At 62.2% G+C, this 19,705-nt stretch carries 18 protein-coding genes; 15 read left to right on the forward strand and 3 right to left on the reverse strand.

Translation table 11 applies throughout. The features are described 5' to 3' along the window. Window position 1: 1 nt before the first annotated feature. The gene (gene motB / locus NPS58_RS22040) at window positions 2–1,024 is read left to right on the forward strand and encodes a flagellar motor protein MotB (protein ID WP_274117383.1); all 1,023 of its coding nucleotides are present in this window, start codon (window positions 2–4) and stop codon (window positions 1,022–1,024) included. A 71-nt stretch (window positions 1,025–1,095) separates the two neighbouring features. Here motB and NPS58_RS22045 read toward each other — a convergent pair whose 3' ends face one another. Together NPS58_RS22045 and rsgA are read right to left on the reverse strand one after the other, a co-directional pair. Beyond that, window positions 1,096–1,578, reverse strand: a complete 483-nt coding sequence (locus tag NPS58_RS22045; protein WP_274117384.1) for a molecular chaperone Tir — start codon at window positions 1,576–1,578, stop codon at window positions 1,096–1,098. A gap of 266 nt (window positions 1,579–1,844) precedes the next feature. Beyond that, a complete protein-coding gene (gene rsgA / locus NPS58_RS22050) occupies window positions 1,845–2,876 on the reverse strand; it encodes a small ribosomal subunit biogenesis GTPase RsgA (protein ID WP_274117385.1) in 1,032 nt (343 codons plus the stop codon). A 91-nt stretch (window positions 2,877–2,967) separates the two neighbouring features. Here rsgA and orn point away from each other — a divergent pair, with 91 nt between their 5' ends. Together orn and NPS58_RS22060 are read left to right on the forward strand one after the other, a co-directional pair. Then, a complete protein-coding gene (gene orn / locus NPS58_RS22055) occupies window positions 2,968–3,510 on the forward strand; it encodes an oligoribonuclease (RefSeq protein WP_274117386.1) in 543 nt (180 codons plus the stop codon). A gap of 100 nt (window positions 3,511–3,610) precedes the next feature. Then, window positions 3,611–4,222, forward strand: coding sequence for a trimeric intracellular cation channel family protein (locus NPS58_RS22060; protein WP_274117387.1), 612 nt, complete (start codon window positions 3,611–3,613; stop codon window positions 4,220–4,222). Window positions 4,223–4,253: 31 nt separating this feature from the next. Here the strand turns inward: NPS58_RS22060 and queG are convergent, their stop codons facing one another. Beyond that, complete coding sequence (gene queG, locus NPS58_RS22065; RefSeq protein ID WP_274117388.1) at window positions 4,254–5,321, reverse strand: tRNA epoxyqueuosine(34) reductase QueG; 1,068 nt, start codon at window positions 5,319–5,321, stop codon at window positions 4,254–4,256. 63 nt (window positions 5,322–5,384) lie between these two features. Between queG and NPS58_RS22070 the strand changes: the two genes are divergently transcribed. The 12 genes from NPS58_RS22070 to NPS58_RS22125 all read left to right on the forward strand — a co-directional run bounded on the left by NPS58_RS22070 (window position 5,385) and on the right by NPS58_RS22125 (window position 19,697). Continuing rightward, the gene (locus NPS58_RS22070; protein ID WP_274117389.1) at window positions 5,385–6,245 is read left to right on the forward strand and encodes an NAD(P)H-hydrate dehydratase; all 861 of its coding nucleotides are present in this window, start codon (window positions 5,385–5,387) and stop codon (window positions 6,243–6,245) included. Further along, on the forward strand, window positions 6,233–6,703 hold the full coding sequence (tsaE, locus tag NPS58_RS22075) for a tRNA (adenosine(37)-N6)-threonylcarbamoyltransferase complex ATPase subunit type 1 TsaE (RefSeq protein WP_274117390.1): 471 nt from the start codon (window positions 6,233–6,235) through the stop codon (window positions 6,701–6,703). Before NPS58_RS22070 ends, tsaE begins: the two co-directional genes overlap by 13 nt. 3 nt (window positions 6,704–6,706) lie before the next feature. Continuing rightward, the gene (locus NPS58_RS22080; RefSeq protein WP_274117391.1) at window positions 6,707–8,131 is read left to right on the forward strand and encodes an N-acetylmuramoyl-L-alanine amidase; all 1,425 of its coding nucleotides are present in this window, start codon (window positions 6,707–6,709) and stop codon (window positions 8,129–8,131) included. Continuing rightward, a complete protein-coding gene (gene mutL, locus NPS58_RS22085) occupies window positions 8,128–10,035 on the forward strand; it encodes a DNA mismatch repair endonuclease MutL (RefSeq protein WP_274117392.1) in 1,908 nt (635 codons plus the stop codon). Before NPS58_RS22080 ends, mutL begins: the two co-directional genes overlap by 4 nt. Before the next feature lies 1 nt (window position 10,036). Continuing rightward, a complete protein-coding gene (gene miaA / locus NPS58_RS22090; RefSeq protein ID WP_274117393.1) occupies window positions 10,037–11,008 on the forward strand; it encodes a tRNA (adenosine(37)-N6)-dimethylallyltransferase MiaA in 972 nt (323 codons plus the stop codon). Window positions 11,009–11,105: 97 nt separating this feature from the next. Beyond that, a complete protein-coding gene (gene hfq / locus NPS58_RS22095) occupies window positions 11,106–11,366 on the forward strand; it encodes an RNA chaperone Hfq (RefSeq protein WP_028945676.1) in 261 nt (86 codons plus the stop codon). 12 nt (window positions 11,367–11,378) lie between these two features. After that, complete coding sequence (gene hflX, locus NPS58_RS22100; RefSeq protein ID WP_274117394.1) at window positions 11,379–12,680, forward strand: ribosome rescue GTPase HflX; 1,302 nt, start codon at window positions 11,379–11,381, stop codon at window positions 12,678–12,680. 96 nt (window positions 12,681–12,776) lie between these two features. Beyond that, window positions 12,777–13,943, forward strand: a complete 1,167-nt coding sequence (hflK, locus tag NPS58_RS22105) for an FtsH protease activity modulator HflK (RefSeq protein ID WP_274117395.1) — start codon at window positions 12,777–12,779, stop codon at window positions 13,941–13,943. After that, window positions 13,943–14,812 (forward strand): protease modulator HflC, encoded by an 870-nt coding sequence (hflC, locus tag NPS58_RS22110; RefSeq protein ID WP_274117396.1) that lies wholly within the window; start codon window positions 13,943–13,945, stop codon window positions 14,810–14,812. Before hflK ends, hflC begins: the two co-directional genes overlap by 1 nt. Before the next feature lie 277 nt (window positions 14,813–15,089). Next, window positions 15,090–16,277 carry an ATP phosphoribosyltransferase regulatory subunit gene (locus NPS58_RS22115; RefSeq protein ID WP_274117397.1) on the forward strand — a complete coding sequence of 396 codons (1,188 nt, stop codon included), beginning with the start codon at window positions 15,090–15,092 and terminating at the stop codon, window positions 16,275–16,277. A gap of 54 nt (window positions 16,278–16,331) precedes the next feature. Beyond that, window positions 16,332–17,624, forward strand: a complete 1,293-nt coding sequence (locus tag NPS58_RS22120; RefSeq protein ID WP_028945681.1) for an adenylosuccinate synthase — start codon at window positions 16,332–16,334, stop codon at window positions 17,622–17,624. Window positions 17,625–17,762: 138 nt separating this feature from the next. After that, on the forward strand, window positions 17,763–19,697 hold the full coding sequence (locus NPS58_RS22125) for a methyl-accepting chemotaxis protein (RefSeq protein WP_274117398.1): 1,935 nt from the start codon (window positions 17,763–17,765) through the stop codon (window positions 19,695–19,697). The last annotated feature ends 8 nt before the right edge of the window (window positions 19,698–19,705 follow it).

Here is a 19,705-nt window from a genome sequence, read left to right on the forward strand (position 1 = left end):
CATGGAGAACAATCAGCCTATTATCGTCAAGCGCATAAAGCGCTATGGCGACGGCCATCACGGTGGCGCCTGGAAGATCGCCTTTGCTGACTTCGCCACGGCGATGATGGCGTTCTTTCTGGTGCTCTGGTTGCTGTCCACGGCCACGCCGGAACAGAAGATCGCCATTGCCGGCTACTTCAAGGATCCGATCGGCTTTTCCGAAAGCGGCACGCCCTACGTGATTGACCTGGGCGGTTCTCCCAAGCTCGCCCCGGAAAAAACCATAAACCCGGAAGAAAAGTCCGAGCATACCCCCGACACCAGTATCCAGCTGGACAAGGAGCAGGTTGAAAGCATGGCCGAGCAGGTCGAGCGGGAGCGACTCGAGCTGTTGCTGCAGGAGTTGCAGAACAAGGTCGAGGAAAACCCGCAACTGCAGAAATTCAAGGACCAGATTCTCTTCGAGATTACCCAGGACGGCCTGCGAATCCAAATCATGGATGCCGAAAACCGGCCGATGTTCGATCTGGGCAGCGCACATTTGCAGCCTTATTTCGAAGACATCCTGCTGGCCATGGCCGATACCATCAAGGCGGTACCCAACAAGATCAGCATCAGCGGCCATACCGATGCCAAGCCCTACGCCGGTACCGGCGAGTACGGCAACTGGGAGCTGTCGGCCAACCGGGCCAACGCGGCGCGTCGTGCGCTGGTCGCCGGTGGCTACCCCGATACCCAGGTGGCCCGTGTTGTCGGCTATGCCTCGTCGTCGCTGTTTGACCGGGCGAACCCGCTCAATCCGGTCAACCGGCGCATCGATATCATCGTGCTGACCAAAAAGGCCCAGCGCACCATCGAAGGCGAACAGCCCCAACCGCCAGCGCCTGAAACCAGCCCGCCAGCCCCGACCACCCCCGCGCCAGCGCCTGCGGCACCATCGGAAGCGGTGCCCGAGGGCGAGCCGATGCAGCCGCGCGAGTTGCGCCAGAAGCTGAACATTTTCGAGGACGGTGTATTGAAGATGGATCAGAGCAAGGAGTGACCCTGGACACTGATCGCAAAAACGCCCGTGTGCAGCCATGCCCACGGGCGTTTTGCTTTCACGGGGACGGGTCAGAAGCCGCGACGGATCTTGGCCTTGAGATCGGCGTGGAAAAAGTCTGCATTGGCGCGGTTGCTGGCCTGGGCGTCAGGGTCTTCACGGGTGATCGAGCGCTTGAAGGTCTGTTCATCGTGATAGGCATGAACAAACAGGTCGATATGCTCGCGTGCGGTCATGATCGGCCATTTCTCCAGATAACCCGATGGCGCGCTGCCGGCGTACTGGTACAACGAAATACGCCTGTTGGTCAGGGTGCCAGCCCCCAGTTGGAAGGGCAGCCACCAGGCGTGGGGTGCATCCTGGGAGAGCACCACGATCAGGTGGGTGCAGGCGCTGACATGACGCGTGATGAGGCCGCAGATGGCGTCGGTGGTCTGCTGGTCGTCGTTGTCGAACAGATCTAGCTGCGTGGTGATGCCTTCGAGTTTGAGGCGTTCGTTGATGGTGAAGGCGTCAAGCCGATCGTTGTGGCGGTAGCTGATGAAAACGGGCATCAGAAGGACCCTCCGGCCGAGGAGGGGAGACCGCGCAGGGGCAAGATTTGGGTTGTCATAGTTGATTCCTTTCATGCCCAGGGCATGGGGTGGCTCGCTTGGTGATGGCGAATCTGAAAGGTGACAATCTGCGAAAGTATTTCTGGCAGCAAGGGACCACTGCGAATAAGGAATTGTCCTGCTTTGGCAGGTAATTTTCCCTACGAAACGAGCATGTAATTGTGGGGGTGAGGCTCGTTGCGAGCCTCACAGAGTGCAAGAAGTTGTCAGTATGTGTCTTGAGGCAGGCTGGCGATGATCGAGCGGTAGCTGTTCATGCGCTGTTGCTGCACGCGACCGTCTTCCAGGGCCTTGAGCAGTGCGCAGCCAGGTTCGCGATCGTGCTTGCAATCGCGAAAGCGACACGTGCCGATCAGGTCGTTGAACTCGATGAACCCGGCCTCGACATCGGCCCGGCTGACGTGGCCCAGGCCAAATTCGCGTATGCCGGGTGAGTCGATCAGCTCGCCGCCGCCAGGGAAGTGGTACAAGCGCGCAGTGGTGGTGGTGTGGGTGCCCTGGCCGGACCACTCGGACAAATCGCCTACCCGGGTCTGTACCTCGGGCAGCAGGCTGTTGACCAGCGAGGACTTGCCGACCCCGGACTGGCCGACGAACACGCTGATGTGGCCGTCAAGGCGTGCCTGTAGCTGCTGCATACCGTCGCCGTGGTGGGCCGAAACCTCCAGGATCGGGTAGCCCAGCTGCCGATACACCGCCAGTAGCGCGTTGAGCGCCGGGGCGTTCTCTTCGTTGATCAGGTCGGCCTTGTTCAGCAGCAGCAACGGATGAATACCGGCGTGCTCGGCAGCCACCAGGTAGCGGTCGATCAGGTTGGCATGCGGTTCGGGGGCCGGGGCAAAGACAATCACGATCAAGTCGACATTGGCTGCCACCGGCTTGAGCTGGCCGCGGCTGTCGGGACGGCACAGCTCGGTGTTGCGCGGCATTTGCGCAACGATCACGCCGATGCCCTGGTTGCCTGCGCGCCAGACGACACGGTCGCCGGTAACCAGCGCTGGCAGGTTGGCCCGCAAGTAGCAGCGGAACACCTGGCCGGCACCTTCGCCGTCCTGGGCCTCGACCTCGACCTGTACGCCAAAGTGGGCGATGACCAGGCCGAGTTGTTCCGGCCCCAGGTCACCGCCTTCGAGCTCCTTCAGGGTCTGTTGTTCGCGTTTGGCGGCGCGGGCAGCGCGTTCACCCTGGATTTTTTCGATCCGCCAGTTTTGGCGGCGATTGAGCTGGCGTTTGGCCATGAAGGTTCCGTGTTCGGCATGCATTATTAAACGGCGAGGAGTTTAGCACGCTCCACTAGGCTAAACTGCGCACCTACCGAGGAGCAGAATCATGCAGAACCCACAAAACCTGATCTGGATCGATCTGGAAATGACTGGCCTGGATCCGGACCAGGACGTCATCATCGAGATGGCCACCATTGTCACCGACAGCGACCTGAACACCCTGGCCGAAGGTCCGGTGATCGCCATTCACCACAGTGATGAAGTGCTGGCGCGCATGGACGACTGGAATACCCGCACCCACGGTGCCTCGGGCCTGACTCAGCGGGTCAAGGACAGCAAGGTCAGCATGGCAGAAGCCGAAGCCCAGACCATTGCCTTCCTCGAGCAGTGGGCGCCCAAGGGCAAGTCGCCGATCTGCGGTAACAGCATCTGCCAGGATCGACGCTTCCTGTATCGCCATATGCGCAACCTGGAAAACTACTTCCACTACCGCAACCTCGATGTCTCCACCCTCAAGGAGCTGGCTGCACGCTGGGCGCCAGAAGTTCGCGACAGTTTCAAGAAGGGCGGCACGCACCTGGCGCTCGACGACATTCGCGAATCGATCAACGAATTGCGCCACTACCGCGAGCACTTCATCAAGTTCTGACGGTGTCGAAGCTGGGTTGTACAGACAATCCGCGCGGCGCCCCCTTTTGGTGCCTGAGGCAACTGGTTAGACTGCGCGCCCCCTTGCACGGATCTGCGCCATGTTGTTGATGCTCTACCTGATTGCAATCACCGCCGAAGCCATGACTGGCGCGCTGTCTGCGGGACGACGCGGCATGGACTGGTTCGGCGTGGTACTGATCGCCTGTATCACGGCCCTGGGCGGTGGCTCGGTGCGCGACGTGTTGCTGGGGCACTATCCGTTGACGTGGGTAAAGCATCCGGAATACCTGGTGCTGACCAGTTTTGCCGCGCTGATGACTATCTTCATTGCACCGCTGATGCGCCATTTGCGCTCATTGTTCCTGGTGCTCGATGCGCTGGGGCTGGTGGCCTTTACCCTGATTGGCTGCATGACCGCGCTGAAAATGGGCCAGGGCATGCTGGTGGCCTCGATCAGTGGGGTGATCACTGGAGTGTTCGGCGGCATTCTTCGGGATATTTTCTGTAACGATATCCCGCTGATCTTCCGCCGCGAGCTGTACGCCAGCGTTTCCTTCGCGGCTGCCTGGTTCTATCTGGGGTGCGTCTATTTCAAGGTGCCGGGCGAACAAGCCATTCTGTTGACCTTGTTCGGGGGCTTTTTGCTGCGGTTGCTGGCGATCCGCTTTCACTGGGAAATGCCGAAGTTTCACTACAACGACGAGCATTGATGATCGCGGGGCCTGAAAATCAGCTGATGGGCTAGGCCCGCGATGCGTGCTGCCTGAGCGCCCACTCCACATGCTCACGCACCAGCTCCGACGGGTGATCCTGTCGCGCCTTGAGCGCTTCCAGCACCGGAATGGTCGACGGCGCATTCCCCAACCCCACCGCCAGGTTGCGTAACCAGCGTTCATAGCCGGCGCGGCGCAAGGGCGACCCTTCCGTGTTGTTGAGGAACGTAGCCTCATCCCACAGGAACAGTTCTGCCAGCCCCGCGTTATCCAGGTTGTGTCGAGGTTTGAAGTCGCTCTCGGCGGTCGGGCGGGCGAAGCGGTTCCAGGGGCAGACGATCTGGCAGTCATCGCAACCGAACACGCGGTTGCCGATCAAGGCGCGCAGCTCTTCGGGAATGGCGCTTTTCAGCTCGATGGTCAGGTACGAGATGCAGCGCCGCGCGTCCAGTACATAAGGGCCGACAAACGCCTGGGTTGGGCAGATGTCCAGGCAGGCAGTGCAGCGGCCGCAGTGCTCGCTGGCCTGGGGCGGGTCGACAGGGAGCGGCAAATCGACGAACAGCTCGCTGAGGAAGAAGTAGCTGCCGGCCTTGCGGTTGAGCAGCAGGGTGTTTTTGCCGATCCAGCCCAGGCCGGCCTGTTCGGCAATGGCTTTTTCCAGCACCGGGGCACTGTCGACGAATGCACGAAAGCCGAAGGGGCCGATTTCCTTCTGGATGCGCTCGGCCAGGTGTTGCACCCGCTTGCGGATCAGCTTGTGGTAATCGCGACCCAGGGCGTAACGGGAAATGTAGGCTTTTTCGGGGTGGGCCAGCTGCTGGGCCATCCGGGTATCGCCGGGCAGATAATCCATGCGCAGCGACACCACGCGCAGCGTGCCCGGCACCAACTGGTCGGGGTGCGAACGCTTGCTGCCATGGGCGCCCATGTAGTCCATCTCGCCGTGATAGCCGGCTTGTAGCCAGCGCTCAAGATGCTGCTCATGCTCGGCCAGGTCCACCCCGGCGATGCCGACATGGGCAAAGCCGAGTTCTTTGCCCCAATCCTTGATCGATTGGGCCAGTGCGGGAAGATCGGGGGTGGCAGCAGACATGGGAAATAAGGCAACGCAGACTCAGGTGCGTATAATTCTGCCAGACATCGGAGCCTTTGACCCATGCCTCAGACCAAACACCCCCATCCCCAGCCAAACCCGTTGACCAGTATTGGCCTTGCGCCGCTGCCACCGCGCGCGCTGGCGGCCCAGAAAGGTGACTTCGGCCACGTGCTGGTGGTAGGCGGTGATCGCGGCACTGGCGGCGCGGTGCTGCTCAGTGCCGAAGCTGCATTGCGCTGCGGTGCCGGGCTGGTTTCGCTGGCCACCCGTAGCGAGCAGGTGCCCGCAGCCCTGGCGCGGTTGCCGGAGGTGATGACCCTGGGGGTTCATTCCGCCAACCAGCTGATGACACCCCTGGAGCGCGCCTCGGTGCTGGTGGTCGGGCCGGGGCTAGGGCAAGCAGCCTGGGGGCGCAGCCTGTTGTCGGCGGTGGTCAATGCCAAGGTGCCGCAAGTATGGGATGCCGATGCCTTGAACCTGCTGAGCCGGGCGCCACTGCCGCTACCCTCGGGATCAATGATCACGCCACACCCGGGGGAGGCGGCACGGTTGCTGGGAATCTCCACCGAGGCCGTCCAGGCGGATCGCGCGGGGGCTGCGCGCAAACTGGCGCGCAAATATGCGGTCATCTGTGTGCTCAAGGGCGCAGGTACCCTGGTGGCAGACCCAGCCGGGCAACTGGCGTTGTGCGAACGTGGGCATCCGGCGATGGCCGGGGCGGGCCTGGGGGATGTCTTGAGCGGGGTGCTGGGTGCCCTGCTGGCCCAGAAGATGTCGAGCTGGGACGCCGCCTGCCTGGGTGTCTGGTTACATGCCTGTGCCGGCGAAAGGCTCGGTGCGCAGGGCCGTGGGCTGGCGGCCAGTGATCTGGTCCCGGTCATTCGTCATTTATTGGAGGAGCATTCAGCGTGTCAGGTGTAACCCTGTTTTTAGCCGACGAAGAGGCCATGGTCCGCTTCGGCGCCCGCATTGCCGAAGTGACCAAAGGTCACGGCGTGATATTTCTTGAAGGTGACCTGGGGGCGGGCAAGACCACCCTGTCGCGGGGCATAATCCGTGGCCTTGGGCACACTGGTGCGGTGAAAAGCCCGACCTTCACCGTAGTAGAACCCTACGAAATCGGCGAGGTGCGAGCCTTCCATTTCGACCTCTACCGCCTGGTCGATCCGGAGGAGCTGGAGTTCATGGGGATCCGTGACTATTTCGAAGGCGATGCCCTGTGCCTGTTCGAATGGCCCCAAAACGGGGCCGGTGTTTTGCCAAAGCCCGACCTGACCATTACCATAAGCCCCCAGGCGAGCGGTCGTTCGCTCAACCTGTCGCCGCAGGGGGCACGTGGCGAAGCCTGGTGTGCCGCTCTGGCCTTGGAATTCAAATAGAAAATGGGGATAGGTATGCGCATTCGCGCACTGGTTGCGGTCGTAGGATTGCTGCTTACGGCGGTAACTGTTGATGCACTGGCCGTCACGCAAGTCAAAAGTATGCGGTTGTGGCGAGCGCCGGATAACACACGGCTGGTGTTCGACCTCTCCGGGCCTGTGCAGCACAGCGTATTTACGCTGACAGCACCCGATCGCCTGGTCATCGACATCAATGGTGCGACCCTGGCGGCCCCGTTGTCGGTCTCGACCTCCAACACCCCGATTACCAGCGTGCGCTCTGCCCAGCGCACGCCTACCGATCTGCGCGTGGTGATCGACCTGAACAAGTCGGTCACCCCCAAGAGTTTTACCCTCGCACCCAACGCCCAATATGGCAATCGCCTGGTCGTCGACCTGTTCGACCAGGCGGCCGACGCCGTTTCGCCGCCGCCGACACCTCCGGTCGCCACCACCCCGGCCGTGCCTGTGACGCCTACGCAACCCGCGATCAAGTTGACCCCTGTGCCCAATGGCAAGCGTGACATCGTCATCGCCATCGACGCCGGCCACGGCGGTGAAGACCCGGGGGCTTCAGGCTCCAGGGGCCAGCATGAGAAAGACATCGTGCTGTCGATTGCCAAGGAGCTGCAGCGCCAGATCAACGGCGAGAAAGGTTATCGCGCCGAGCTGACCCGTACGGGCGATTATTTCATCCCGCTACGCAAGCGCACCGAGATTGCCCGCAAGAAGGGCGCCGACCTGTTCATCTCGATCCACGCCGACGCTGCGCCCTCCAAGGCCGCTTTCGGTGCCTCGGTGTTTGCCCTGTCTGATCGTGGTGCTACCTCGGAAACAGCGCGGTGGCTGGCTGACAGCGAAAACCGCTCGGACCTGATCGGTGGTGCCGGCAACGTCAGCCTCGACGACAAGGACCGCATGCTCGCCGGGGTGCTTCTCGACCTGTCGATGACGGCCTCGTTGAGCTCGAGCCTGAACGTCGGGCAGAAAGTGCTGGGCAACATGGGCCGGGTCACGCCATTGCACAAGCGCCGGGTCGAGCAGGCAGGCTTTATGGTGCTCAAGTCCCCGGACATCCCGTCGATCCTGGTCGAAACCGGTTTTATCTCCAACGCCAACGAGGCGGCCAAGCTGGCCACCCCGAGCCACCAACAGTCGCTGGCCCGCTCGATCCACAGCGGCGTGCGGCAGTTCTTCCAGCAGAACCCGCCACCTGGCACCTACATCGCCTTCTTGCGTGACAGCGGCAAGATCGCCCAGGGACCGCGTGAACACAGCGTTCGCCCAGGCGAGACCCTGGCCATGATTGCCGTGCGCTACCAGGTCAGCGTGGCCAGCCTGCGCAGCGCCAACAATCTCAAGAGCGATGAACTCAAGGTCGGGCAAGCCCTGAACATTCCGACCACTGCCCTGGCGGCGCAGCAATGACCGACAGCGCCCGGATCGAACTGCTCAGCCCGCGGCTGGCGAACCAGATCGCCGCCGGCGAGGTAGTCGAGCGCCCTGCATCGGTGATCAAGGAGTTGCTGGAGAACAGTCTGGACTCCGGCGCCCGGCGCATCGACGTGGAAGTGGAGCAAGGCGGCGTCAAGCTGCTGCGGGTTCGCGATGACGGCAGCGGTATTGCTGCCGATGACCTGCCCCTGGCCCTGGCCCGTCACGCCACCAGCAAAATTCGCGATCTTGAAGATCTCGAACGGGTCATGAGCCTGGGGTTTCGCGGTGAAGCCCTGGCCTCGATCAGCTCGGTGGCGCGCCTGACCCTCACTTCGCGCACGCGCGATGCCGAGCAGGCCTGGCAGGTGGAAACCGAAGGCCGCGACATGGCCCCGCGGGTACAGCCTGCGGCCCACCCGGTGGGGACTTCGGTAGAAGTACGCGACCTGTTCTTCAATACCCCGGCCCGGCGCAAGTTTCTCAAGACCGAAAAAACCGAATTCGATCACCTGCAGGAAGTGATCCGTCGCCTGGCGCTGGCGCGTTTCGATGTCGGGTTTCACCTGCGTCACAACGGCAAGAGCATCCTCAGCCTTCACGAAGCCCATGACGATACGGCCCGTGCCCGGCGCGTGGCGGCCATCTGCGGTCCGGGTTTCCTCGAACAGGCCTTGCCCATCGAAGTCGAGCGCAATGGCTTGCACCTCTGGGGCTGGGTCGGGTTGCCGACCTTCTCGCGCAGCCAGGCCGACCTGCAGTACTTCTTCGTCAATGGCCGTGCTGTGCGCGACAAGCTGGTTGCCCATGCGGTGCGCCAGGCTTATCGCGACGTGTTGTTCAACGGGCGGCATCCCACCTTTGTGCTGTTCTTCGAGGTCGACCCCACCGGCGTCGACGTCAACGTGCACCCCACCAAGCACGAAGTCCGCTTTCGTGACGGACGCATGGTCCATGACTTTCTCTATGGCACCCTGCACCGTGCCCTGGCGGATGTGCGCCCTGAAGACCAGTTGGCAGCACCGGCGGCGACCAGCGAGATCATTCGCCCCAGCGGCATCCAGGCGGGTGAGTTCGGTCCCCAGGGCGAAATGCGCCTGGCAGCCAACCTGCTCGAGCAGCCAGCGGGCGAGCCCGGCATGCGCCCGATGGGGGGCAACAGCGGCGGTGGGTCGGGCGCAGGCTATCAATACCAGTACACGCCGCGCCCGACCCAAGCCGTACCGGCTGCCGAAGCGCAGAGTGTCTATCGTGAGTTCTTTGCCCCGCTCAATGATGCGGCGCCTGCGGCCTTGCCTGAAGGGCAGGGTGATATTCCGCCGCTGGGTTATGCCCTGGCCCAACTCAAGGGCATCTACATCCTTGCCGAAAATGCCGTGGGCCTGGTGCTGGTGGACATGCACGCGGCCCACGAGCGCATCATGTATGAGCGCCTGAAGGTGGCCATGGCCAGTGAAGGCCTCAGTGGCCAGCCGCTGCTGGTGCCCGAGTCCCTGGCCTTGAGCCAGCGCGAGGCCGATTGCGCCGAAGAGCACGCCGAATGGTTCCAGCGCCTGGGCTTCGAGCTGCAGCGGCTGGGCCCGGAAAGCCTGGCGATCCGACAGATCCCCGCACTGCTCAAGCAGGCCGAGGCCAATCGCCTGGTTCAGGATGTCTTGGCCGACCTGATGGAGTACGGCACCAGTGACCGAATCCAGGCCCACTTGAACGAGCTGCTCGGCACCATGGCCTGCCACGGCGCCATTCGCGCCAACCGGCGTCTGGCCGTGGCCGAAATGAATGGGCTGCTGCGCGACATGGAAAACACCGAGCGCAGCGGTCAATGCAACCACGGTCGACCGACCTGGACCCAACTGGGCCTGGACGATCTGGACAAACTGTTCCTGCGCGGTCGATAAGATGAGTGGTAAACCTCCCGCAATATTCTTGATGGGCCCGACTGCGGCGGGCAAGACCGATCTGGCGATCGAGCTGACCAAAGTGCTGCCATGCGAATTGATCAGTGTCGACTCGGCGCTGGTCTATCGCGGCATGGATATCGGTACGGCCAAACCCTCCAAAGAGGTGTTGGCCGCTCACCCGCATCGCCTGATCGACATTCTCGATCCTGCCCAGAGCTATTGCGCTGCCGACTTTCGTCGTGACGCCCTCGAGGCCATGGCAGACATCACTGCACGCGGCAAGATTCCGCTGCTGGTCGGCGGCACCATGCTCTATTACAAGGCGCTGCTCGAAGGTCTGGCCGATATGCCGGCGGCGGATCCACACGTGCGTGCGGAACTTGAAGAAGAGGCTGCGCGCCTTGGATTGCAGGCTTTGCACCAGCAATTGGCGGCTGTCGACCCCGAATCGGCCGCCAGGATTCATCCCAATGACCCTCAGCGCCTGATACGCGCGCTGGAAGTCTATCGGGTCAGTGGCATGACGATGACGTCACATCGCCAGCGTCAATCCGCGGAAAGTAGCGCAGCAGGCGCTTCGGGGGCGGGACATTTGCCCTATACTGTCGCCAGCCTGGCCATTGCGCCAAACGATCGTCATGTGTTGCACGAGCGGATTGCGTTACGATTCGGGCAAATGCTGGAACAGGGCTTCGTTGACGAGGTCCGATTGCTGCGAGCCAGAAGTGACTTGCACGCGGGGCTGCCGTCTATACGGGCGGTTGGTTATCGCCAGGTCTGGGATCACCTTGATGGCAAGTTGACATCGGTGGAGATGAAGGAGCGCGGCATTATTGCTACTCGCCAATTGGCGAAACGGCAATTCACCTGGTTGCGTAGTTGGGCTGACCTGCATTGGTTGGATAGCCTGGCTTGCGACAATCTGTCTCGCACCTTGAAATACCTTGGATCGGTCTCCATATTGAGCTGAGTCTTTGTAATTGCCGTCTATCCTTGGGGGTGGGGCGGCTTGAGCCATCAGTTTTTCTTTGATTTTTTTACTATTGATCCTTACAGGAGTGCGGCATATGTCAAAAGGGCATTCGCTACAAGACCCTTACTTGAATACTTTGAGAAAAGAAAAAGTTGGGGTTTCGATTTATCTGGTCAACGGCATCAAGCTGCAAGGCACGATCGAATCGTTCGACCAGTTCGTAATCCTGCTGAAAAATACCGTCAGCCAGATGGTTTACAAGCACGCCATCTCGACAGTTGTTCCTGTGCGTCCGATCCGTCTGCCAAGTGCATCCGAATCCGAGCATGGCGACGCTGAGCCAGGTAACGCCTGATAGGAGTCTGCTTTGTTCTTTGAGCGCCACGGTGGTGGTGAACGAGCGGTCCTCGTTCACTTGGAAGGTCAGAACCCTGAGGCGCGCGAAGATCCGCAGGAGTTTCAGGAGCTGGCACTGTCGGCTGGGGCCGATATTGTCGCGTTCGCCAATGTGGCGCGACATCAGCCCACCGCCAAATACCTGATTGGCAGCGGCAAGGTCGAGGAATTGCGCGATCTGGTCAACGCCGAGCAGGTGGATTTGGTGATTTTCAATCACACCCTCACACCCAGTCAGGAGCGTAACCTCGAACGAATCTTCGAGTGTCGCGTGCTTGATCGCACCGGTCTGATTCTCGATATCTTCGCCCAGCGGGCGCGCACTCATGAAGGCAAGCTGCAGGTCGAACTGGCCCAGCTCGAGCACATGAGCACGCGGCTGGTTCGCGGCTGGACGCACCTTGAGCGGCAGAAGGGCGGTATCGGCCTGCGCGGCCCGGGTGAAACCCAGCTGGAAACCGACCGGCGTCTGCTGCGGGTTCGCCTGCGTCAGATCAAGGCACGCCTTGAAAAGGTCCGCAGCCAGCGCGAACAGGCACGACGGGGACGCAAGCGAGCAGATATTCCTTCGGTCTCACTGGTCGGCTATACCAACGCCGGCAAGTCGACCCTGTTCAACGCCCTGACCCAATCGGAGGTCTATGCGGCCGACCAGCTGTTCGCCACCCTCGACCCGACCCTGCGCCGGCTCGAGATCGACGACGTCGGGCCGATCGTATTGGCCGATACCGTAGGTTTCATTCGCCACCTGCCGCACAAGCTCGTCGAGGCTTTTCGGGCTACGCTCGAAGAGTCGAGCAACTCGGACCTGCTGCTGCACGTGATCGATGCCCATGAGCCTGAGCGCATGGAGCAGATCGAGCAGGTGATGGCTGTGTTGGGGGAGATTGGTGCAGAAGGCTTGCCGATCCTCGAGGTCTATAACAAACTCGACCTGCTTGAGGGTGTCGAGCCGCAGATTCAGCGCGATGCCGACGGCAAGCCGCAGCGGGTCTGGGTTTCAGCGCGTGATGGACGCGGCCTGGAGTTGGTGGGGCAGGCGGTTGCCGAGTTGCTGGGGGATGACCTGTTTATCGGAACCTTGCGCCTTGAACAGCGTTTTGCGCGGTTGCGTGCGCAGTTCTTCGAACTGGGCGCGGTGCAGAGCGAGGAGCATGACGATGAAGGCAGTAGCTTGTTGGCCGTGCGCTTGTCCCGGGTCGAACTCAATCGCCTGGTCAGTCGCGCAGGGTTGAAGCCGCTGGAATTCATCGAGCAACACACTTTGCAATAAAAGCCCGGCGACGTGGTCGGGCAGCCGTGACAGGCATTCTGTAGCATTGGACGGCGCGCCGTGGGTGCGTCTTTGCTTTATCAGATGGAGAGCGCTATGGCTTGGAATGAGCCGGGTGGCAACTCGAATAATCAGGATCCTTGGGGTGGGCGCCGTGGTGGCGGCGACAAGAAAGGGCCACCGGATCTCGACGAGGCCTTCCGCAAGCTGCAGGACAGCCTGAACGGCATGTTCGGCAGTGGCAAGAAACGCGGTGGTGACGGCGGCATCGGCAAGGGCGGTGGCTTCGGCCTGCTCGGCGTCGGCCTGGCCGTGCTGGCAGCTATCTGGCTGTACAGCGCCGTGTACGTGGTCGATGAACAGGAGCAGGCAGTGGTGCTGCGCTTCGGCAAATACTACGAAACCGTAGGGCCGGGCCTGAACATCTACTTCCCGCCGATCGACCGCAAGTACATGGAGAACGTCACGCGTGAGCGTGCCTATACCAAGCAGGGACAGATGCTGACCGAAGACGAGAACATCGTCGAAGTACCGCTGACCGTGCAGTACAAGATCACCAACCTGCAGGATTTCGTGCTGAACGTCGATCAGCCTGAAGTCAGCCTGCAGCACGCGACCGACAGTGCATTGCGCCACGTGGTGGGCTCCACCGCCATGGACAAGGTGCTGACCGAGGGTCGTGAGCAGATGGCCGTTGAAATCAAGGAGCGCCTGCAGCGTTTCCTCGATACCTACCGTACCGGTATCACCGTCACCCAGGTCAACGTACAGAGCGCGGCAGCCCCGCGTGAAGTGCAGGAAGCCTTCGACGACGTGATCCGTGCCCGTGAAGACGAGCAGCGTGCCCGCAACCAGGCTGAATCCTACGCCAACGGCGTGGTTCCGGAAGCCCGTGGTCAGGCCCAGCGGATCATCGAGGATGCCAACGGTTATCGCGACGAAGTCGTCTCCCGCGCCAAGGGTGAGGCCGATCGCTTCACCAAGCTGGTGGCCGAGTACCGCAAGGCACCTGAAGTGACCCGTCAGCGCCTGTACCTGGACACCATGCAGGAAGTCTACAGCAACACCAGCAAGGTCCTGGTTTCCGGCAAGGATGGCCAGAGCAATCTGCTTTACCTGCCGCTGGACAAGATGGTCGAAGGTAGCCGCGCCAGCAGCACCCCGGTCAGCAGCGCGCCGGTATCGGCCAACGATGCGGCTAACCGTGCGGCGGCGGAGCTGCAACAGCAGCAACAGCAGTTGCGTTCTAGGGAGAGCCGCTGATGAGCAATAAATCGCTGATCGCCCTGATCGTTGGCGTCGTGCTGGCGATCGTGGCCTGGAACAGCTTCTATATCGTGGCCCAGACAGAGCGTGCGGTACTGCTGCAATTCGGTCGTGTGGTCCAGGCCGATGTCCAGCCTGGCCTGCATGTGAAGGTTCCCTACGTCAACCAGGTGCGCAAGTTCGACGCCCGCCTGATGACGCTGGATGCCCCGACCCAGCGCTTCCTGACCCTGGAAAAGAAAGCGGTCATGGTCGATGCCTACGCCAAATGGCGGGTCAAGGACGCCGAGCGTTTCTATACCGCGACCTCGGGCCTCAAGCAGATTGCCGACGAACGTCTGTCGCGTCGTCTGGAAAGCGGCCTGCGTGACCAGTTTGGTAAGCGCACCCTGCACGAAGTGGTTTCCGGTGAACGTGACGCGCTGATGGCTGACATCACTGCATCGCTGAACCGCATGGCCAGCAAGGAGCTGGGTATCGAAGTGGTCGACGTTCGCGTCAAGGCCATCGACCTGCCCAAGGAAGTCAACCGCAGCGTGTTCGAGCGGATGAGCACCGAGCGTGAGCGTGAAGCTCGCGAGCACCGCGCCAAGGGTAACGAGTTGGCCGAAGGTATTCGTGCCGACGCCGACCGTCAGCGTCGTGTGCTGCTGGCTGAAGCCTATCGTGAGTCGGAAGAGACCCGCGGTGATGGCGATGCGCAGGCGGCGGCGATCTACGCCAAGGCCTACGGCCAGGACCAGGAGTTCTACGCGTTCTACCGTAGCCTCAAGGCCTACCGTGAGAGCTTCGCCAACAAGAGCGATGTACTGGTGCTCGACCCGAGCAGCGAGTTCTTCCGCTTCATGGGCAAGCCAAAGCCGTAAGGTTGCAAACCCCGCCGGGCGGCTAAAATGCCTGGCGGGGTGATCCCGCGAGAAAACGGGTGTATGATGCGGCAGCCGGGAAATTCCCGGCTTTTTTGCGTCTGCAAGATCGAACGGCGGCAAGCCGCTGCCGGTCTACAGAGCAGCCCAAGGTATTCGAGGGTATTGGCACGGCGGTCGCGCTGGAATCAGTGCTGCGCGCTATTGTTTGCCGATACCTGCTCCACTCAAGGCTCGCCCGTGGGCAGGCCGCCCGGACCATAGGGGAAATGGCGTAATGGCAACGGTAGACCGCTGGCTGCTGCCAGATGGCATCGAAGAAGTACTGCCACCTGAGGCGGCGCGCATCGAGATCGCGCGTCGTCAGGTGTTGGATCTGTTCCAGAGCTGGGGTTACGAGTTCGTCGTGACCCCGCATATCGAGTACCTGGAATCGCTGCTCACCGGTGCCGGCCAGGACCTGGATCTGCGCACCTTCAAGGTCATCGATCCGCAGTCGGGTCGGCTGATGGGCTTTCGAGCCGACATCACCCCGCAGGTCGCGCGTATCGATGCGCACACCCTGCGCCGTGAAGGGCCGAGCCGTCTGTGCTACGCCGGCAGCGTACTGCATGCCTTGCCACGAGCGCTGTCGACCTCGCGCAGCCCGATCCAGCTCGGTGCCGAGCTGTACGGCGACGCCAGCCCGGTCAGCGATGTCGAGGTAATCAGCCTGATGCTGGCCATGCTGCAATTGGCCGATGTGCCGGATGTGCACATGGACCTGGGGCATGTCGGCATCTACCGTGGCCTGGCCCGTGCAGCCGGTTTGTCTGGCGCCGTCGAGCAGCAACTTTTCGATGCCCTGCAGCGCAAGGCCATCGATGAAGTGGTCGAGCTGACCGCCAACCTGCCAGCCGACCTCGCCGCCATGCTGCGCTCGTTGACCGAGCTGTGCGGCGGTCGCGAAGTCCTGGCCGAGGCGCGTGTACGTCTTGGTCGTGCGCCAGCAGCGGTCCTGGCTGCGCTGGACGACCTGATGGCCATCGCCGAGCGGCTGGCGGCGCGTTATCCGGAGCTTCCACTGTATTTCGACCTGGGCGAACTGCGCGGCTACCACTACCACACCGGTGTGGTGTTTGCCGTGTTCGTGCCGGGCGTCGGTCAATCGATCGCCCAGGGCGGTCGTTATGACGATATCGGAGCGGACTTTGGCCGGGCGCGCCCGGCCACGGGTTTCTCCACGGATTTGAAGACCCTGGTCACACTGGGGCGAGCCGAGGTGGTATTGCCGTCTGGCGGGATCTGGATGCCCGACAGCAGCGATAAGGCACTTTGGCAGTTGGTCTGCCAATTGCGCAGTGAAGGTCAGCGGGTGGTTCAGGCCTTGCCTGGGCAGCCACTGACTGCCGCCGTCGAGGCGGATTGCGATCGGCAATTGATTCAGCAAAACGGGCTTTGGCAGGTTCTGCCGCTGGCCATTTGAGTTTTCCCGCCGGTACGAGCCGGCGCCAAGTTTGCGCGAATGAGGACAAGTGTTATGGGTAAGAATGTCGTAGTCCTGGGCACCCAATGGGGTGATGAGGGCAAAGGCAAGATCGTTGATCTGCTGACCGAACATGCTGCCGCCGTAGTGCGCTACCAAGGTGGCCACAACGCGGGCCACACCCTGGTGATCGACGGTGAAAAGACCGTGCTGCACCTAATCCCTTCGGGCGTTCTGCGCGAAGGCGTGCAGTGCCTGATCGGCAACGGCGTGGTGGTTGCACCGGACGCCCTGCTGCGTGAGATCAACAAGCTGGAAGAGAAGGGTGTACCGGTGCGCGAGCGCCTGCGTATCAGCCCGTCCTGCCCGCTGATCCTGTCCTACCACGTGGCCCTGGACCAGGCTCGCGAAAAAGCCCGTGGCGAGCAGAAGATTGGTACCACCGGTCGCGGTATCGGCCCGGCCTACGAAGACAAAGTAGCGCGTCGTGGCCTGCGCATCGGTGACCTGTTCCACCGTGAGCGTTTCGCCGCCAAGCTCGGCGAGCTGCTGGACTACCACAACTTCGTGCTGGTCAACTACTACAAAGAGCCTGCAATCGACTTCCAGAAGACCCTGGACGAATGCATGGAGTACGCCGAGCTGCTCAAGCCGATGATGCTCGACGTCACCGCCGAACTGCACAACCTGCGTCGCGCCGGCAAGGACATCATGTTCGAAGGTGCCCAGGGGTCGCTGCTGGACATCGACCACGGTACCTACCCGTACGTGACCAGTTCGAACACCACCGCAGGCGGCATCGCCACCGGTTCTGGCGTTGGCCCTATGTACCTGGACTACATCCTGGGTATCACCAAGGCCTACACCACCCGCGTAGGTTCGGGCCCGTTCCCGACCGAGCTGTTCGATGACGTCGGTGCCTTCCTGGCCAAGCGTGGCCATGAGTTCGGAGCCACCACCGGCCGTGCTCGTCGTTGCGGCTGGTTCGACGCCGTCATCCTGCGTCGCGCTATCGACGTCAACAGCATCTCGGGCCTGTGCCTGACCAAGCTGGACGTGCTCGACGGCCTGGAAACCATCCGTATCTGCGTTGGCTACAAAAACGAGAACGGTGCCGTTATCGATGCCCCGACCGACGCCGACAGCTACATCGGCCTGGAGCCGGTGTACGAAGAAATGCCGGGCTGGACCGAGTCGACCCTGGGTGCCAAGACCCTGGAAGAGCTGCCGGCGAACGCCCGTGCCTACATCAAGCGCGTGGAAGAGCTGGTCGGTGCGCCGATCGACATCATTTCCACCGGCCCGGATCGCAACGAGACCATCGTTCTGCGTCACCCGTTCGCCTGATCTGCGATTGATGTGAACACAAAGGCCCCTTCATAGGGGCCTTTGTCGTTTCTGGTTGCTGTTCGGCACAACCTTTGCTGTAAGAATCGCTCCAGGGTAGCCATCATTTTAATGGCCCCAGAAGTAGAGGGTTCTTTTGTGTCTGCCGTTCTCTCACTGTTACGAAGCCGCCTGTTGCGGCCTGTTTTTGTTGCCCTTGGTATCGCTCTTTTGGTGCAGGTGCTGGTCGCGGTCGCGCTGACACGGAGCACCGTCACCACGCTCGAGGCGGATCTGGGCAAGCGCCTGGGTGTCGACAGCCAGAAGTTGTCCGCCGAGCTCGAGCAGGCCGGGCAAGAGCTCAGCTCGGGGCTGGAAAGCCTCTCCGCCAGTACTCGCCAGCGATTGACCGCCGGGCTCTCGACTCGCCTGCAGGGCGAGCAGGCCCAGATGCGGGAAGCCCTGGAGAAAAATCTCAAGGACTCGGCCAACGACATGGCGCAATTGCTGGCCTCGGTCGCGCCGCGGGCGATGTGGGACAACGACGTGCCCACGTTGTCCGAGTTCTCCCGGCGTGCCCAGCGCAATCCCAACGTGCTGTTCGTGGTCTACGACGATGCCCAGGGCCAGCACCTGACCCGTTACCTGAACCGGCAGAACCCGATCAACCAGGCGCTGCTGGAAAAGGGCCAGGGTGAGCGGGCGCTGGACAAGGTGCTCGATGCCGCGCGCAACGACCCGTCGGTGTACTTCATCGAGGCGCCGATCAGCCCCAATGGCGTGGAGATAGGCAAGGTACTGATGGGGGTTTCCACCGCTTCGGTGGATGCCGAGCTGGTTGCCCTCGACAAGCGTTTCTCGGCGCTGATCGCCAGTGGCGATCAGCTGGTAGGCGACAGCCTGGTTGGCGCCGCTGCCGACAGCAACAAGGCCTTGCGTGCCCGCCTGGAGGCAGCGCAGGCCAGTGCCGCAGGCATGCAGGCTGGTACCTCGCAGAGCGTCCGGGAGGCTGCGACGACCTTGCGTTGGAACATAGGCCTGGGCCTGGCCCTGGTCGGCCTTGGTGTGCTGCTGGTGGTGGCCGTGGTGCTGGGGCGTCGGGTGGTCAGCAAGCTGCGCCTGTTGATCGCGGCGCTGAACGATCTGGCGGCGGGTGAGGGTGACCTGACCAAGCGCGTGCCCATCGACAGCCGTGACGAGATTGGCGACATGGCAGCGGCGGTCAACCGGTTTGTCGACAAGCTTCAGCCGATCGTGCGTGAGGCTGGCGAGGTGGCGCAGCGTACCGGGATCGAGATCGGTGTCATGGCGCAGCGCAATGCCGGCGCTGACGCCGCTGCCGAGCTGCAGCGTGACGAAGTGGCCGCTAGCCTGCGTGATCTTTCGACCATGGCCGACGAGGCGCAGGCCGAGAGCCAGGCCATGCAATCGGCCTTGCAGCAGGTGGTGGATATTCGCCAGGCCACCGATGAAAACACGCGCACCTCGACGCAAGTGGCCAAGTTGATCGAGGACCTGGCCGGGCAGGTGGAGACCGGCTCGAAGGTGATCGAGCGCCTGGCCCAGCAGAGCGAGCAGATCGAGGTAGTGTTGACCGTGATTCACGGTATTGCAGAGCAAACCAACCTGCTGGCGCTCAACGCGGCCATCGAGGCGGCGCGAGCGGGTGAAACCGGGCGTGGCTTCGCCGTGGTCGCCGACGAGGTGCGGGCCCTGGCCAGCAAGACCCAGAGCTCGACGGGCGATATCCAGGCGCACATCGGTGCATTGCAGCAGGGGGCGAAGGAGGCGGTCGCGGCGATTAGCCAGGCGGGGCGTCAAGCCAGTGAAGGTTTGCTGGTGTTGCGTGATAGCGCACGCTTGCAGCAGTCGGTTCAGGCGTCGGTGGAGCAGGTGCATGCGGCCATTGGCTTGGCGACGCGTGCGGCCGAGCAGCAGGCCCAGGGCGCCCAGGCGGTGCGTGGGCGCGTGCAAACCATCCATGCCCAGGCCGAGCGGGCGGCTGAAGTGGTCATGCAGACCACGGCCAGCAGCAAGGTGCTCGATAACCTGGCCGACCAGCTCAAGGCGAGCCTGGGGCAGTTCAGGGCCTGAGTGCATGC

This window comes from Pseudomonas putida (assembly GCF_028682455.1).
In the GTDB taxonomy this organism is placed as follows: Bacteria; Pseudomonadota; Gammaproteobacteria; order Pseudomonadales; family Pseudomonadaceae; genus Aquipseudomonas; species Aquipseudomonas putida_AA.